Origin of the sequence: Halorubrum cibi (genome assembly GCF_900182635.1) — an archaeon.
GTDB classification, from domain to species: domain Archaea; phylum Halobacteriota; class Halobacteria; order Halobacteriales; family Haloferacaceae; genus Halorubrum; species Halorubrum cibi.
Map to the genome: position 1 here is coordinate 1 of NZ_FXTD01000006.1, position 15604 is coordinate 15604.

Annotated in this window: 15 protein-coding genes; 7 read left to right on the forward strand and 8 right to left on the reverse strand. The window is 68.8% G+C overall.

The features are described from left to right. Window positions 1–129: 129 nt before the first annotated feature. Window positions 130–1908, reverse strand: coding sequence for an archaea-specific SMC-related protein (locus FN829_RS08700; RefSeq protein ID WP_142986594.1), 1779 nt, complete (start codon window positions 1906–1908; stop codon window positions 130–132). 82 nt (window positions 1909–1990) lie between these two features. Between FN829_RS08700 and rdfA the strand changes: the two genes are divergently transcribed. After that, window positions 1991–2680 carry a rod-determining factor RdfA gene (rdfA, locus tag FN829_RS08705; protein WP_185955724.1) on the forward strand — a complete coding sequence of 230 codons (690 nt, stop codon included), beginning with the start codon at window positions 1991–1993 and terminating at the stop codon, window positions 2678–2680. A 51-nt stretch (window positions 2681–2731) separates the two neighbouring features. Here rdfA and FN829_RS08710 read toward each other — a convergent pair whose 3' ends face one another. Beyond that, a complete protein-coding gene (locus tag FN829_RS08710) occupies window positions 2732–3496 on the reverse strand; it encodes an enoyl-CoA hydratase/isomerase family protein (RefSeq protein ID WP_142986595.1) in 765 nt (254 codons plus the stop codon). Window positions 3497–4255: 759 nt separating this feature from the next. On the opposite strand from FN829_RS08710, the gene FN829_RS08715 reads away from it, so the two are divergent. Both FN829_RS08715 and FN829_RS08720 read left to right on the forward strand, forming a co-directional pair. Beyond that, a complete protein-coding gene (locus FN829_RS08715; RefSeq protein ID WP_142986596.1) occupies window positions 4256–4534 on the forward strand; it encodes a DNA-directed RNA polymerase subunit L in 279 nt (92 codons plus the stop codon). Window positions 4535–4699: 165 nt separating this feature from the next. After that, window positions 4700–5728 (forward strand): glycosyltransferase family 4 protein, encoded by a 1029-nt coding sequence (locus tag FN829_RS08720; protein WP_142986797.1) that lies wholly within the window; start codon window positions 4700–4702, stop codon window positions 5726–5728. 21 nt (window positions 5729–5749) lie between these two features. Here the strand turns inward: FN829_RS08720 and FN829_RS08725 are convergent, their stop codons facing one another. Then, entirely contained in the window at window positions 5750–6091 is a 342-nt protein-coding gene (locus tag FN829_RS08725) for a DUF7510 family protein (RefSeq protein ID WP_142986597.1), read from the reverse strand. Between the two features lie 86 nt (window positions 6092–6177). Here FN829_RS08725 and FN829_RS08730 point away from each other — a divergent pair, with 86 nt between their 5' ends. Genes FN829_RS08730 through FN829_RS08740 form a run of 3 tightly spaced genes read left to right on the forward strand, consistent with a single transcriptional unit; the run spans window position 6178 to window position 9820 of the window. Further along, a complete protein-coding gene (locus tag FN829_RS08730) occupies window positions 6178–7452 on the forward strand; it encodes a Single-stranded DNA binding protein (RefSeq protein WP_142986598.1) in 1275 nt (424 codons plus the stop codon). Continuing rightward, the gene (locus tag FN829_RS08735; RefSeq protein WP_142986599.1) at window positions 7449–9020 is read left to right on the forward strand and encodes a hypothetical protein; all 1572 of its coding nucleotides are present in this window, start codon (window positions 7449–7451) and stop codon (window positions 9018–9020) included. Before FN829_RS08730 ends, FN829_RS08735 begins: the two co-directional genes overlap by 4 nt. Beyond that, entirely contained in the window at window positions 9020–9820 is an 801-nt protein-coding gene (locus FN829_RS08740; protein ID WP_142986600.1) for a metallophosphoesterase, read from the forward strand. Before FN829_RS08735 ends, FN829_RS08740 begins: the two co-directional genes overlap by 1 nt. 9 nt (window positions 9821–9829) lie before the next feature. Here FN829_RS08740 and FN829_RS08745 read toward each other — a convergent pair whose 3' ends face one another. The 3 genes from FN829_RS08745 to FN829_RS08755 are packed head-to-tail and all read right to left on the reverse strand — an operon-like array spanning window position 9830 to window position 12794. After that, window positions 9830–10924, reverse strand: coding sequence for a glycosyltransferase (locus FN829_RS08745; protein ID WP_142986601.1), 1095 nt, complete (start codon window positions 10922–10924; stop codon window positions 9830–9832). Continuing rightward, window positions 10925–11911 carry a glycosyltransferase family 4 protein gene (locus FN829_RS08750; protein WP_142986602.1) on the reverse strand — a complete coding sequence of 329 codons (987 nt, stop codon included), beginning with the start codon at window positions 11909–11911 and terminating at the stop codon, window positions 10925–10927. It lies immediately after the preceding gene. Window positions 11912–11921: 10 nt separating this feature from the next. Then, window positions 11922–12794 (reverse strand): hypothetical protein, encoded by an 873-nt coding sequence (locus FN829_RS08755; RefSeq protein ID WP_142986603.1) that lies wholly within the window; start codon window positions 12792–12794, stop codon window positions 11922–11924. Window positions 12795–12901: 107 nt separating this feature from the next. Here FN829_RS08755 and FN829_RS08760 point away from each other — a divergent pair, with 107 nt between their 5' ends. Continuing rightward, a complete protein-coding gene (locus tag FN829_RS08760) occupies window positions 12902–13921 on the forward strand; it encodes a lysylphosphatidylglycerol synthase transmembrane domain-containing protein (protein WP_142986604.1) in 1020 nt (339 codons plus the stop codon). Window positions 13922–13936: 15 nt separating this feature from the next. Here FN829_RS08760 and FN829_RS08765 read toward each other — a convergent pair whose 3' ends face one another. Both FN829_RS08765 and FN829_RS08770 read right to left on the reverse strand, forming a co-directional pair. Continuing rightward, a complete protein-coding gene (locus tag FN829_RS08765; RefSeq protein ID WP_142986605.1) occupies window positions 13937–14422 on the reverse strand; it encodes a hypothetical protein in 486 nt (161 codons plus the stop codon). Continuing rightward, entirely contained in the window at window positions 14419–15579 is a 1161-nt protein-coding gene (locus FN829_RS08770) for a thiolase family protein (RefSeq protein WP_142986606.1), read from the reverse strand. Before FN829_RS08770 ends, FN829_RS08765 begins: the two co-directional genes overlap by 4 nt. Between the last annotated feature and the right edge of the window lie 25 nt (window positions 15580–15604).

Genomic DNA, 15604 nt, shown 5'->3' on the forward strand with positions numbered 1-15604 from the left:
ATCTCGTCTAAACAGCCGCCGAGGCGGGCGTTTTCGGGCATAGATCACTTTGAAAACGCACCGCCTCACCTTTCAATCCTTATCTGAACACCGCCCCGGCGGAGCGCCGCCGAACGACGGCGAGTCGCCTCACAGCGACGCGTCGGCACTGACGACGTCCCACTCCGAGGGGTCGACGACGGACGCCTCGAGAGCGTCGTGTTCGGGGTACGCCGTGAACACGAGGTACTCCGCCCGTCCGTCGAGGTACTCGACGAGCGTCGAGAGGTTCCCCGCGGAGAGCCCGCCGAGCCGGTCGAGAAGCAGGACCGGAACGTCCTCGCCGACTTCGAACGCCTCGTGGCCGGCCAGCGCGGCGACGATCCCGAGCAGCTCCAGTTCTCCCTCGCTCAGTGCGTCGAGCGAGGCGGTCCGACCGTCACGGGCGACAACCAGTTCGAACTCGCTCGTCAGCCGCGCGGTCTCGAAGCTCGTGTCGAACCGATCGAGGAGGTCGGCGATCGCCTCGTCGAACGCCTCGCGCGTCCGGCGTTTCATCTCAGTCTTCCGGTTCCGTAGCTCCTCGATCTCCTCGCTCAGCGCCTCCCGCTCGTCCGTCAGCGTCGAGCGTTTGTCGGCGTGACGCTCTAGGTCCTCCAGTTCCTCGCGGCGCTCCTCGAGTTCGGTCTCCACCCGCGCGAGATCGCTCGCGACGTCCGTGACCTCCTCGTCGCGCTCGGCGACCGTCTCCTCAAGCGACTCGATCCGTCTCTCGAGTTCCGAGAGGTGCTCGCGCGCGGACTCGAGGCTCTCCTCGCGGTCGGCCAGTTTGGCCTCGAGGTCGCCGATCCGGCGGTCGAGCTCGTCGCGGCGCTTCGTCGCGTTCCGGATCCGGTCGCGGCGTTCCTCGAGCTCCTCCACGCGGTCGTCGTACTCGGCGCGCTCGGCGGTGAGCTCGGAGATGCGGTCGCTGAGGTCCTCGAGGCGCTCGCGGAGGCTCTCCTCGTCGGTCTCGGTCCCACAGAGCCAGCAGGCGACGTCGTCGCCGAGCAGACCGCGGTCGCGGTCGGTGAGCAGTTCGACGCGGCCCTCCGTCAGCACCCGGCGGTTCGCCGAGTAGACGGCCCGCAACAGCTCCACGTCGGTTCGGATCGACTCCCGACGGTCGCGGATCCACGAGAGCTCCTCGCTCACGTCCTCCTCGGGGACGGTGAGCGACTCGCGCTCCTCGCGGAGCTCGGCCAGCGTCCCCTCGATGCGCTCGACCGCGTCGGAGAGACGGTCGACGCGCCGTTCGGTGCGGGAGCGTTCGGCGCGCAGGCGACTCAGCTCCTCGCGTTCGGCCTCCTCGCCGTCCGCGTCGTCCGGCTCCGTGAGCGATTCCCGGCGCTCCCTCAGCTCCTCCAGCCGGGCGTCAAGCCGGGTCACTTCCTCTTGGACCGACGGAAGCCGGCTCGCGGCGTCCTCGGCGTTCGACAGCTCGGCGTCGACGCTCGATCGCTCGGACCGCAGCTCGGCGATCCGTTCCTCGATGTTCTCGAACTCCAGCGGCCGGGTCAACAGGTCCGCGAGGTCCTCACCGCGGCGGACTGCGTCGCGGATCGCGTTGTCCTCGTCGAGGAACGCGTACAGGTCCGCCCGGATCCGGTCGTACTCGTCGAAGAGCAGTCCGGACCCGCTGCTGACGACGGTTCCGTCCCGTCGCTCCAGTTCGACGACGTGAGTCCCGTCGGGTGTCTCGAGTTCGACCCGGCCCGCGTCGGCGTTCTCGGTGAGCGGCGCGGCCGTTCCCATGGCCGTCTCGATGGCCTGGAGGAAGCTCGACTTTCCCTGCCAGTTCGCGGCGCGCACGACGTTGTTCCCCGGGTCGATCCTCGCGGACCCCTCGCGGATGCCAGCGACGTTCTCGATCGTGAGCTCCCAACCCATAGCGGCCCTTCGTAGCGGCCGCGTTAAGTTTTACTACTGCGGAACCCGACGGTCGGGTAACCGATGCGAGGACCCCAACCGCATGAGTTGTAAGATCGACGCCGCGATCGACGAGTACGGGGTCGACGTCCCCCAGCCGGGGTACGACGGCGTCGACGACTACCTGCTCCGGCGGTGGCGCGGCGACGACGGCCGGTCGGCCGACGGCTACCGGACGCTGACCGACTGGTTCAACAAGCGCCTGCTCAAGCGGGTGTACGACGAGCACAATCGTGAGGCGACGGGCGTCCGGCTCGAGGGCGAGTACGAGGCGTTGCAGTCCGACGACGACCTCGTCCGCCGGGAGGTCGCCGACGACCTCCGAGGGGACGGGATCGAGGTCGAGGAACTGACCACGAGCATGCCCTCATGGAGCACGATGCGCCACCACCTGAACGACTGTCTCGAAGGGTCGAAACCGACGGAAACGGCGACTTCGGAGTGGGAACTCGAGAGCGTCCGGATCGCCGCCGACCGTGCCGCGGAGAAGGCCGAGAAGGCGGTGGGATCGCTGGCTTCGAAGGGAGAACTCGTGGATGGCGACGACATCGAGGTCGACGTCGACGTCCAGTTGACCTGTCCCGTTTGTCACGTCCGGACCCCGTTCCGGGAGGCCGTCGACCGCGGGTACGTCTGTCGGGAACACGCGGAGAGGGAACGCGCGGAGGGGATCGACGGGGACGCGAGCATGGGGGAAGCCGCGAACACGGGCGCGAGCGGTGACCGATCGTAACGATCGACGAACTGACCGATCGACGGATCGATCGGCCGTGACCACCGGGCTTCAGTCGAAGTCCGGGCGGCGTCCTTCGAGGAACGCCTCGACGCCCTCCCGGTGGGCGTCGGTGTCGTACGCGAGCGTCTGGAAGTGGGCCTCGCGGCGGAGCCCGTCGTCGATCGGCTGCCCGAGGTTCTCGTGGAGCGCCTCCTTCGCCAGCGCGAGGTTCTCGGTCGGCCGGGCGGCGAGCGTCTCGATGAGGTCGTCGACGGTCGCCTCGAGTTCGCCGTCGGGGGCGACCTCGTTTATCAGGTCGAGCGCCGCGGCACGCTCGGCGTCGATCAGGTCGCCGGTGAACGCGAGCTCCTTCGCGGTTCTGAGCCCGACGAGCCGGGGGAGCGTCACGGTCCCGCCGAGGTCGGGGACGAGCCCGACGTTGATGAACGACGCGCCGAAGCGCGCGTCGGGAGCGGCGTACGCGAAATCCGCGGCCGCGACGAGCGAGAGGCCCGCGCCGACTGCGTCGCCGTTCACCTTCGCGATCACGGGCAGGGGCGCGGTGAGGACGGCCTCCGCGACCCGACCTAACGTCCCGCGGACCCGGTCGTACGCCTCTCGGGCGCTCTCCTCGCGGTCGGCCATCGCCTGAACGTCTCCGCCGGCGCTGAACGCGCTGCCGGTGCCGGTGATCACGACCGCGTCGAGCGCGTCGGGATCGAGTCCCTCGAGCGCGCCCGCGAGGTCACGGGCGACGTCGGCGGTGAGCGCGTTCTTCGAGTCGGGGCGGTCGAACGTGACGTGTCTGACGCCGTTCTCGTCGCGAACGTCCATGTGAGTACCGTGCGAGCGGCGCGTATATATTGGTTGGCAGCGCGCTTGGTTGGCGGCGCGCCGACGGTTCACCGGATCGATCCGGTCGATCGGATCAGTTCGGCTGGATCGACGAAAGATAATAGAAAAATAATACCAATCTATCAGTCATTTCGGGGCGGATCGTGTGGGGAGAGGGGATCGCCGTGACGTGCCTCGAGTAGATCGAACCGATCGATCACACGTCGTCGCCAGCACGGAGGGCGTTCACGTGGGAGAGATCGGAGGTATTCGGCCGAAATTCCGGTAAAAACGCCGAACAGCCAGCCGTCGTGTCACTCCCAGAGATCATGGATATCCGACTGAGTTCCACCCCGTGACGCGCGACACGGAATCGCACTTCACGCCTCCTCGTCCTCGATCCTGGGTCTCGCCGGAACCGCCGACGAGCCGTCTCGAGCTCCCGCACGCTCCGTCTCGCGCACCGTTTCGTGCGCCGGCGAACGCTCTCGAGGGCACACCACCGCGAACGCAGCCGGTTCGGATGGATCGGAATTTGACGCCCGTTGAAATACAATACTACGTATGCTTTTGTATTTTATCAATATATTTTATATAATATATCGCCGTGACTGACAGTTGAAGACGAGGGTCGACCGTGGAGACGCGCGGTCGAAGAGCGGGCGACGACGGTCGGACGGTCTCGCCATCGATCGACCGCTACGACCGACGATATCCCGGAGACGAAACGTTGAAACGCCGTTCGGGCGAATCACGGGTATGGAACTGCGGGTCATCGAGAAGACCGACACGGAACTCCGCATCGAGATCGCCGGCGAGGACCACACGTTCATGAACGTGCTGAAGGGCGCGCTGTTGGAGGCCGACGACGTCGCCGCCGCGACCTACGACATGAACCCCGAACAGTCCGGCGGCCAGACCGAACCCGTCCTCACGGTGAAATCCGAGTCCGGCGATCCCCTCGACGCCGTCGAGGCGGCGGCGACCTCGATCACGGACCGGACGGCCGCGCTTCGCGACGCCGTCACGGCGGCCTGAAGGACGGTACGGTCACGTTTTCGTTCTCCCCGAGTCCCCTCGACCACGCTCTAGTCGATCCCGTTTCCGGCCCGTTCATCCGGGCGACATCGACCCCGTCGACGACGAGGGACCATAGCTAAGTAGCGACTTCCCATTCGTAGGCGTATGCCGCCGAGCGTGCTCATGTTAGGTTGGGGGTATCCGCCGAACGTCACCGGCGGGTTGGACGTCCACGTCGGGGAGCTGTTCTCCGGGCTGCGAGACGAGTTCGGCGTGGACGCGAAGCTGGTGTTGCCCGCCGAGTTGGCACCCGACGACGAGCCGGGGCTGGAAGGCGTCGAGACCGGCGAGGGAGACGTGGCGACCCGCGTGGGTCGTCTCAGCGACCGCTTCGTCGAGCTCGCGCCCGACTACGACGTGATCCACACCCACGACTGGTTCGGCTACGGGCCGGGCCGGGAGGCGTCGCGGGCCTCTGACGCGACGTGGGTCTCCTCGTTCCACTCGCTGGCGAGCGACCGCAACATCGACCCGCCCACGCGCGAGGTCGAGACCGAGCGCCGGCTCGCGAACGCCGCCGACACCAACATCGCCGTGAGCGAGATCGTCCGCGAGGACATACGAGAGCTGTACGGGGCCGACTCGCGGGTCGTCTACAACGGCTTCTCGACGCCGAAGTTCTCCGGGAAGGACGTGCGCGAGGACCTCGGTATCGACGGCGAGATGCTCTTTTTCGTCGGACGGCACACCGACCAGAAGGGCATCTCACACCTGCTGTACGCGATGAAGAAGCTCCGCGGGCGCGACGTCACGCTCGTCGTGGGCGGCTCGGGTCACCAGACCGAACAGCTGAAGCGGTTCGTCGAACTGGTCGGAATCGAGGAGAAGGTCGAGTTCGTGGGCTACGTGCCCGAGGCAGAGCTCGGCGACTACTACGCCGCGAGCGACGCGTTCGTCTCTCCTTCCTTCTCGGAGCCGTTCGGGATCACGATCACCGAGGCGCTGGAGGCGGGCACGCAGGTCGTCTCCACGCGCTGTGGCGCGGCCGAGATCCTGCCGGAGGGCTGTCTGATCGAGGTCACGCCGGACTCGGAGTCGATCGTCGACGGGCTCGCGGCCGCGCTCGACCGAGAGTCGCCGCCGGAGTACGAACGGCGCGACTGGTCGGCGGTCGCCAAGGACACGCTCGCGGTGTACGAGGACGTCGCCTGAGCGGGCCGACCGGCGACGCTTCTAAGCTCCTCGATACACGTCGAACTCGGTCACCGGTTCCGGGTGCCGGATCCGGAAGCCGTCGGCGGTTTCGATCACGCCGCGGGTGCTCTCCGTGGCCCCGCGGTACGGCGTCCCGTCGTCCTCGCGAGCCGCCGCGCCCTGGTACGGCGAGGTGTACGGCGACGCGTACGACGACTCCGAGACCGGATCGTCGAATCCCTCCGGGGGGAGGTAGATCCGCTCGCCGCTCTCCGATCGTACGACCACCGCCACGTCCCGCGTCCCGGTCACGTCGATGACGGTCCGCTCCGCCGTGACACGCGTGTCGATCCCGACCTCGCTCGCCTCGATGTCGGCCATGTCCCTCCCTGTGGACGGGAGCGGTTTAGCTGTGCCGGACGGGAGGGGGTGAACCCTTTTGTGCGGTGGCGTCGAAATCGCGACCGATGGACGTCAACAGCCATGCCGAGGAGCTCGCCTCCGACCTCGGCGTAGACAAGGCGGAGGTCAAAGCGGACCTGGAGAACCTACTCGAGTACAGCGTCCCGATAGACGAGGCCAAACAGAGCGTCCGGCGGAAACACGGCGGCGGTGGCGGCGGGTCGAGCCCGACGCCCGAGTCGGTCGATCTGTCCGAGATCACGACCGATCACGGCAACGTCACGGTCACCGTCCGGGTGCTCACGCGCGGCACCCGCACGATCCGGTATCAGGGCGACGACCTCACGATCCGCGAGGGGGAACTCGCCGACGGGACGGGGACGATCTCCTACACCGCCTGGCAGGACTTCGGCTTCGAGCCGGGCGATTCGCTCACGATCGGCAACGCCGGCGTGCGCGAGTGGGACGGCGAACCCGAACTCAACCTCAACGAGTCGACGACGGTGGCCATCGCCGACGAGTCCGTCACGGTCGATCAGGAGGTCGGCGGCGACCGCGACCTCGTCGAGATCGCGGCCGGCGACCGCGGCCGCAACGTGGAGGTCAGGGTCCTGGAAGTCGAGTCGAAGACGATCTCCGGCCGGGACGGCGAAACGGAGATCCGCGAGGGCGTCGTCGGCGACGCGACCGCGAGGCTCCCCTTCACCGACTGGGACCCGCGTCCGGAGCTGGAAGCCGGCGCGAGCCTCCGGATCGAGGACGTGTACGCCCGCGAGTTCCGCGGCGTCCCCTCGATCAACCTCACCGAGTTCACGACGGTGACGCCGCTCTCCGAGTCCGTCGAGGTCGCCGAGAGCGCGCCGCGGCTGTCGGTCGCGAAGGCGGTCGCCTCCGGCGGGATGTTCGACGTGGAACTCGTCGGAAACGTCCTCGAGGTTCGGGACGGCTCGGGGCTCATCGAGCGCTGTCCGGAGTGCGGTCGGGTGATCCAGAACGGCCAGTGCCGGAGCCACGGCGAGGTCGACGGCGAGGACGACCTCCGCGTGAAGGCGATCCTCGACGACGGCACCGACACCGTCACCGTCGTGCTCGACGACGAGCTCACGGCGGAGGTGTACGGCGGCGGGCTCGAGGACGCGCTCGCGGCCGCCAAGGACGCGATGGACAAGGAGGTGGTCGCGGAGTCGATAGCCGAGACGCTCGTGGGCGGGGCCTACCGCGTCCGCGGGAGCCTCTCCGTCGACGAGTACGGCGCGACGCTCGACGCGACCGGGTTCGAGGCGGCAGACGACGACCCCGCCGACGCGGCCCGCGAGACGCTCGCGGAGGTGCGCGCATGAGCGACGACGGACCGGGCACCCGCGAGGTCGCCCATCGGCTGTTCGCCGCGGAGTTCGACGACGCCTCGCTGTCGTACTCCGAGAGCGACGAGGAGCGCGCCCCGAACTACGTCGTGACGCCGACGGGCGCGCGTGTCAACCGGCTGTTCGTCGCGGGCGTGCTCACGGAGATAGAGCGCGTCAACGACCAGACGAGCCGCGGCCGGGTCGTCGACCCGTCCGGCGCGTTCGTGACGTACGCCGGCCAGTACCAGCCGGACGAGCAGGCGTTCCTCGAGCGGGCCGACCCGCCCGCGTTCGTCGCGCTGACGGGCAAGGCCCGGACGTTCGAGCCGGAGGACTCCGACCGAGTGTTCACCTCCGTCCGCCCGGAGAGCCTCAGCGAGGTCGGCGCCGACACCCGTGACCGGTGGGTCGTCTCCGCGGCCGAGCGGACCCTCGACCGCCTCGCGGTCCTCGAGCGAGCGCTCGAGTCCGACCTCCGCGGCGAGGAGTTGCGGGGCGCGCTCGAGACCGGCGGGGCCTCCGCGTCGCTCGCGGCGGGGATCCCCAAGGCGCTCGCCCACTACGACACCTCGCCCGCGTACGTCGAGGCGGTCCGACGGATGGCCGTCGACGCGCTTGAGCTGATCGCCGGCGAGCGCGACGAGGTCCGTGCGCCCGATATCGCGCCCGGCGACGACGGCGACGCGACGATCGGCCCGCTCCCTGACACCGACGTTCGGATCGAGGCTGCGGCGGCCGGAGCGGACGCGACGACGCCGAGCGAATCGGGCGAACTGGAAGGGTCGGACGAACCAGACGAACCGGACGAATCGATCGAGACGTCGATCGGATCCGCGGAACCGACTGACGAATCCGCGGAACCGACCGACGAGTCGACGCTCGACGCCGGAGACGCGTCCTCGGACGACTCCACCTCGAGCGAGTCTCCCCCGACCGCGACGCTCGACGACGGACCGGAGGATCCCGACGCCGCGGGCAGTCCCGACGGTCTCGGCGATTTCGGCGGCTCCGAGAGCCTCGACGACGACGGCGTCGATGACGCCGACGATATCGACGTCTCCGACCCCGACGACCCCGTCGACTCCGCGGACGACGACGGGGAGCCCGGTCTCGGAGACTTCGACGACGGCGGGACCGACGAGATGTACGAGCTCGACGACGAGGAGCGCGAGGAGATCGAAGCCGAGTTCGGCACCGACTTCTCGACCGGGTCCGAGGTCGACGAACCCGGCGAGGCCGACATCGACGTGCCCGAGCCCGACGAGCCGTCCGAGGACGCCGGAGACGTGAGCGACGCCGAGCCCGTGGACAACGGAACCACCGGCGAAGACGACGACGCCCCCACTGAAGACGCCTCACCCGACGACGTCGACCTCGAGGCCGCGGCGGTCGAGGAGATGGAGGCGCGCGACGACGGCGACGGCGCGGACCGCGAGGCGGTCGTCGAGGCGGTCGCGTCCGAGTACGGCGTCGACCCCGAAGCCGTCGAGGACGCCGTCCAGGACGCGCTGATGGGCGGGAAGTGTTACGAGCCGGGTGACGGGCTACTCAAAGCGATCTGATGGCCGCGGTCGAGCCGGTCGTCGGCGAACCGGCGGCCGTCGCCGATCTGGGCGAGAAGCGGGCGCTGCTCGTCGCGGACGTCCACGCCGGCATCGAGATCGGCCTCCGCTACGAGCGCGGGGTGGAACTCGAGAGTCGCGCCGCCGAGCGCCGTGACCGGCTGTGTTCGCTGATCGACGAAACCGGCGTGGACCGGCTCGTCGTCCTCGGCGACCTCGCCCACCGAGTCGGCGCGCCCGAAGGCGAGGAACGAGCGGAGCTGGAGACGCTCGTGGCGGCGGTCACGGACCGCGTCCCGATGACGCTGATCGAGGGGAACCACGACGCCGGCGTCGCGGAGGCGTTCGCGGACGATATCGACGTGATCGACCCGCGCGGAGGAGTCCTTCGCGGGAACGGTGGGGGACCCCACGGTTCGGGCGTCGCCGTCCTCCACGGCCACACTCGGCCCGATCCAGCGCTCCGGTCCGCGGACGTGGTCTGTATGGGCCACGAGCACCCGCAAGTCAGACTCGAGGACGCCGTCGGCGGATCCAGAACCGAGCGCGCGTGGCTGCGCGGTCCGCTGAAGCCGTCCGTCTTCGACGACGACGCCGACAGTGGGCCGAAAGACGGGGCGGATCCTCCGAGTGACGGTCCCGAACTGATCGTGTTTCCGGCGTTCAACGAGCGCTCCGGCGGCACGTGGATCAACGTCGAGGGCGGGTCGTTCCTCGCGCCGTTCCTCCCAGAGGGGCTCGACGCCGGCGACGCGTACCTCCTCGACGGGACGCGGCTCGGCGATTTCCGTCGGATCTAGACCACGACCTCACTCGACGGGGTCGTCCGAGAGCGGCCAGCCGTCCTCGACTGCCGCGGCGTGGTCCGCCGGCGTCCGCGCGTTGCGGTAGAGGTGTTCGAGGTTCTCCAGAGTGCGCCACACGTCGTATCGCTCGACGGCCGCCCTCGTGTCTCGATCCGTCGAGAGGCACGTCTCGATCGCCTCGATCATCCCCTCGAGGTCCCCGTGGACGAAGCGTTCGCCGTTTCCGGAACCGATCGTCTGGTCGAACGGCGCGACGTCGGCCGCGGCGACGGGCGTGCCGCACGCGTTCGCCTCGAGCGTGGACAGCCCGAGCGTGTCACCGGTGGAGGCCGTCACGAACGCGTCCACGGAGGAGTAGAAGGTCGGCAACTCCTCGCGTGGGAGGAAATCGCGGAGCTCCACGTTGGAGGGCGCGTCACGTTCGAGCGCCTCGCGGCGCGGCCCCTCGCCCACGACGACGAACCGGTACTCCGGCAGTTCTTCGGCGACTCGCAGGATCTCCTCGACGTTCTTTTCCATGCTCAGACGACCGCTGTAGCCGATCACGGTTTCGTCGGGGTACCAGTCCTCCGCGGTCGGTTCGAAGAAGTCCATGTCGATCCCGACCGGCAACGGGACGTGCTCGACGTCGCGGTCGATCCGCTTCGTCGAGGCAGTCACCACGTCGAACGTCCGGAGGAACGCGTTCTCGAGCGGGACGTACAGCCGCGAGAGGGCCGACGCGACCGCCTCGGACCCGACGCTCTGGTGGAAGTACTCCTCGAGCGGTGTGTGGTGGGTGTACACCGACGGGAGGTCGTGTTTCCGGGCGTAGTACCGGCCGAGCATCCCGACCGGCGCGGGGCCGTGACAGTGGACCACGTCGAGCGCCGGCAGCGTCGAGAGGCGACGGTACGTCGGGATCCGGTACCCCTTATAAAACGGGTTCGGGAGGGACCTGACCGGAATCTCCCGGTCGTCGGGCTCGTAGTCGCCGTCGGGATAGATCACGTACACCTCGTGGCCTCGGGACTCCAGCTTCTCGCGCCAGAGGTCGATGGTGTAGGTGACGCCGTCGATCCCGGGGAAGTAGCTGTCGGTGAAGAAGCCGATCCGCACTCAGATCACCTCCTCGTACAGCGACCGGTAGCGCCCCGCGACCGTCTCGAGTGAGAACTCCTCGCTCCGTTCGGCCGCGTTCGCGCCGAGCCGCTCGCGCAGGTCGGGGTCGGCGAGCCGCTCGATCGCCTCGACGAAGGCGTCGACGCCGGCGTCCGCCGCGGTCTTCACACACTCACGGCCGTCCTCGAGCCACTCGAACGTCTCGATGTCGCGGACGACGACGGGCTTTCCCGCGGTCATCGCCTCCAGCAAAGCGATCCCCTCGTTCTCCTCGTGGGTCGGGAAACAGAACACGTCGCCGGCGGCGTACGCTCCCCGGACGTCGTCGACGTAGCCGGTGAACGTACAGTTCTCCGGCGACTCCTCGATCAGCGCGGTCGTCTCGCGGCCCTTCAACGAGAGGTCGAGCGGGCCGAACCACGCGAAGTCGACGTCGGGCAGTCGGCGAGCCGTCTCGACGAACGTCTCGAGGCCCTTGCGCTTGATCACGTGGCCGACGAGGAAGACGACCGGCGCCTCGAGGTCGTACCGCTCGCGGTACTCCGCCTCCAGCTCCTCGAAGCCGGCGAGCTTCTCGCGGTCGACCCCGTTCGAGATGACCGTCGTCGGGACGTCGGCGTACGACTCGATCACCCCGCGGTTGTACTCGGAGGGACAGACGAGCGCGTCCGCGAGGCCGTACGCCCACTCGAGGTACGGCCGGAGTGGCCTCGCGAGCGCGTTCGTAAAGCGGAAGCTGTCGCCGAAGTCCTCGGCGGTGACGTGGGTGTTCGCGACGACCGGCACGCCGCGGCGGGCCGCGCGACGCGCGTACCACGCCGACCGGGGGCCGAGCAGGTTACAGTGGAGCACGTCGGCCTCGAGCGTCGGCTCCGTCGTGTACTCGATCCCGAGCCGATCGAGCATCTTCCGCTGGTGGGCGACGGACTCGCGGATCCCGCCCGTGACCCGCGACTCGAACTCGAAGTAGTGGCTGACCTTCATCGTCCGACCGTCACTCCACTTCGAGCCACGGCACCTCCATCAGCGGCGGGATGTGGGTCTCGATGTGGTGTTCCCAGACGCCCTCCTCGCCGAACGCCTCGCCGTGGTCGGCGGTGACGACGACCGTCCCGTCGAGTTCCTCGACCAGGTCGGAAACGGACTCTAAGGCGATCCGCAGGTTCTCCTCGTAGAGCCGGAGCGCGGTCACGCGGGTCCCGTCCGTCACGAGGTCGGTGGGATCGAGCTCCAGCCACAGCCCAGCCTTCTGGGCGAACTCGCTGTCGTCCAGCCGGCTCTCGATCTTCGGCCGGATCGAGTCGCTCAGCGAGGAGAGGAGTCCGTCGCTTCCGTCGTCGCCGTCATTGTCGGCTTCCGCCTCCTCCTCCTGGCGTTTGATCCCCTTCTGGATCTGTTTGAGCTTCTGGCCCTTGCCGCGAGAGAGGTACGGCGCGTGCGGCTGCATGTAGTGGAGCACGGTTCGGTCGGCGGCCTCGACGGCGTCGAGGTTGTCGTGGAACGCCTCCGCGATTCCCTCCGGCGGGACGGTCCCGAGGTCGTCGTCCCACCCGCTCTTCCAGACGTCGTGGATGTCGCTGATGTGGTCGGAGGCGGTCCACTCGTAATCACAGCTCGCGCCCCACTTGAGCTCGTTTAACGGGATCCCCAGGTCGTTGATGAAGGGGTTCCCGGAGAAGTACGCGATGTCGTGATCGGCCGTGAAGGTTCGGTAGGCCCACTCGGGCGTCGAGGAGCCGACGCTCCAGCGCTTTTCCAACTCGCCCTCGAGGTAGTCGTCGTAGACGTCCCGGAACACGTCGTATCGGCACGCGTCGAGCACCAGACAGTAGTCCCACTCCGATTCGAGGAAACGCTGGTCTTCCATCGGTTGCGGGTACGTTTCGGATCGAACGTTGTATTCTTATTGATCCGGATCCGTCGCCGCGGCGACCGATCAGACGTTTCAAGTTCGCTACCGCGATAGGGTCGGGTATGGCCGACGGGAACCGCCGCGCGCTGCTTCTCGGGTCCCTCGCGGCGGTCGCCGTCCTCGCGGTCCTGTTCGTTCTCGTGGGCGCGGGAGAGGTCGTCGACATCCTGTCGTCGGCCGATCCGCGGTTCGTCGCGGCGACCATGGCGTTCGCGCTCTGCTGGCTCGTCGCCTGGGGGCTGATGCTGCGGACCGTCCTCGGCTCGCTCGACGTCTCGATCCCCGTCCACACGTCGGTGCTCGTCTACGTCGGGGCCGTCTTCGCCAACAACGTGACTCCGTTCGGACAGGCCGGCGGCGAACCGGTCGCCGCGCTGCTCATCTCGAAGGTCTCCGAGTGCCGGTACGAGACCGGCCTCGCCGGCATCGCGAGCGTCGACGTCCTCAACGTCGTCCCCTCGCTCTCTCTCGTCTTCGTCGGCGTCGGCTACTACGCCACCACCGCCGCCGTCGGCGACCGCCTCGGGACCGCGGTCGCCTCGGCCGTCGCGCTGGTCGGCGGGGTGGTTCTCGCGATCGCGGTCGTCTGGCGGTACCGTGAGACGCTCATCTCGCGGCTCCCGGCGCTCGTCACCCCGTGGGTCGGTCGGATCAGTCGAGGGCGGTACGACCCGGCGACGCTCGAGAGTAACCTCACCGGGCGATTGACCCGCTTTTTCGACGACATCGAGCGCGTCGGAACCGACCGGTGGCGGCTGTCGGCCGTCGTCGCGCTGTCGCTTCTGGGCTGGCTCGCGCAGGCGGTCGCGTTGATGGCGGCGTTCGCCGCGGTCGGTCACGCCATCCCGCCGTACGTGGTGCTCTTCGCCATCCCGCTCGCGAACCTCGCCGGCGCGACCCCGATGCCGGGCGGGCTCGGCGGGATCGAGGCCGCCTACGTGGCGCTGCTCGTGCCGATAACCGGGATCGACGCCTCCGCGATCACCGCCGCCGTGCTCGTGTTTCGCGGCGGGACCTACTGGACCCCGGTCGTCCTGGGCGGGATCGTGACCTCGACGCTCGGCGTCCACACCCTCCGGTGATCGAACGACGTCGATCTACTCGACCGGCCGGAACCGGAACCCGTCCCACGACTGGCTCTCGGGCTCGCGGATCCCCGCGCCGGGCTCGCGGAGCTCGCCGGCGTAAACGGGCTCGACGCGGTCGCCGATGGCGACGTCGAAGGTCCCGCCGTCGGGGTCGGCCGCGACCTGTCCGAGCGCGCGGACCGGCGGGCCACTGCGACCGCCGTCGTTGTCGTTGTCGTCGTCGCCCAGGTCGAACTCGACGATCGCGAGCGTGTTGGGCTCGCGGACGCCGGGCGGCGTCGCCGTCGAGGTGGTCCACGTCACGACGCGCGCCTCGCGGTCGCGGAGGTCCACGGTCCCGACCCGCTCCGCGCCGTTCGGGCCGACCGGATGCGGCGGGTAGGTGACCGTCCCGTCGGCGTACTTCGCCGCCTCGAAGACCGGATCCTCGTCGCCGTCGCTTCCGTCCGCCGATCCCGTCGCGTCTGAAGTCTCCGTCGTGTCGTCGTCGCTCATTGGTTTCCCTCCAGAATCGCCGTCGTCACGCAGTTCCCGAACCCGCCGACGTTACACGCGAGTCCGGTGTCGGCGTCGACCTGCCGCGGGCCGGCGTCGCCGGTGACCTGTTTGAATATCTCGTACACCTGTGCGACGCCGCTCGCACCGAGCGGGTGCCCCTTCGATTTGAGCCCGCCGGAAGTGTTTATCGGGAGGTCGCCGTCGCGGTCGGTGATGCCCGCCTCGACCGCCTTCCAGCCCTCGCCCTTCTCGAAGAAGCCGAGGTCCTCGCTCTGGAGGAACTCGAGGATGGTGAACATGTCGTGTAGCTCCGCGACGTCGACGTCGTCCGGCCCGATCCCGGCCATCTCGTAGGCGATCTCCGAGGAGTCGACGACGCCGCCCATCGTCGTGGGGTCCGCGCGTTCGTGGACGACGTGGGTGTCGGTCGCGCCGCCGATCCCGGAGACGACCGCGTACTCGTCCGCGGGGACGTACTCCTCGGCGACGGACTCGGGACAGAACACGAGCGCAGCCGAGCCGTCCGTGATCGGACAGAAGTCGTACAGCCGGAGCGGGTCGGCGACGACCGGCGACTCGAGGACGGTCTCGAGGTCGACCTCCTTGCGGAACTGCGCGTGAGGGTTGTCCACGCCGTTTTTGTGGTTCTTCACCGCCACCTTCCCGAGACTCTCGCGAGGGGCGTCGTAGGTGTCGAGGTAGAGCCGCGCCGTGAGCCCCGCGAACGAGGGGAGCGTGACGCCGTGTTTGTACTCGACGGGGTGGGTGAGCGAGGCGATCACGTCGGTCGCCTCCGCGGTGCTCCGGTGGGTCATCTTCTCGCCGCCGACGAGCATAGTGAGGTCGCTCGCACCGGAGGCGATCGACTGCCAGGCGGCGTAGACGCCCGCGCCGCCCGACGAGGAGGTCTGGTCGATCCGGGCGGTGTAGGCGGGCTGTGCCGCGAGGTCGTGTGCGAGCGCGTTCGGGACGCCGGTCTGTCCCTCGAACTCGCCGCTGGCCATGTTCGAGACGTACAGGTGATCGAGGTCCTCGCCGGCGATCCCGGCGTCGGCGAGCGCCGCCTCCCCGGCCTCCGCGAGCAGCTCTCGCACCCACGCGTCGCGCTGCCCGAACCGGGTCATCGACGCGCCGATGATCGCTACGCGTTCCATGTCTCGCGGTCGCTCCGACGCGGCA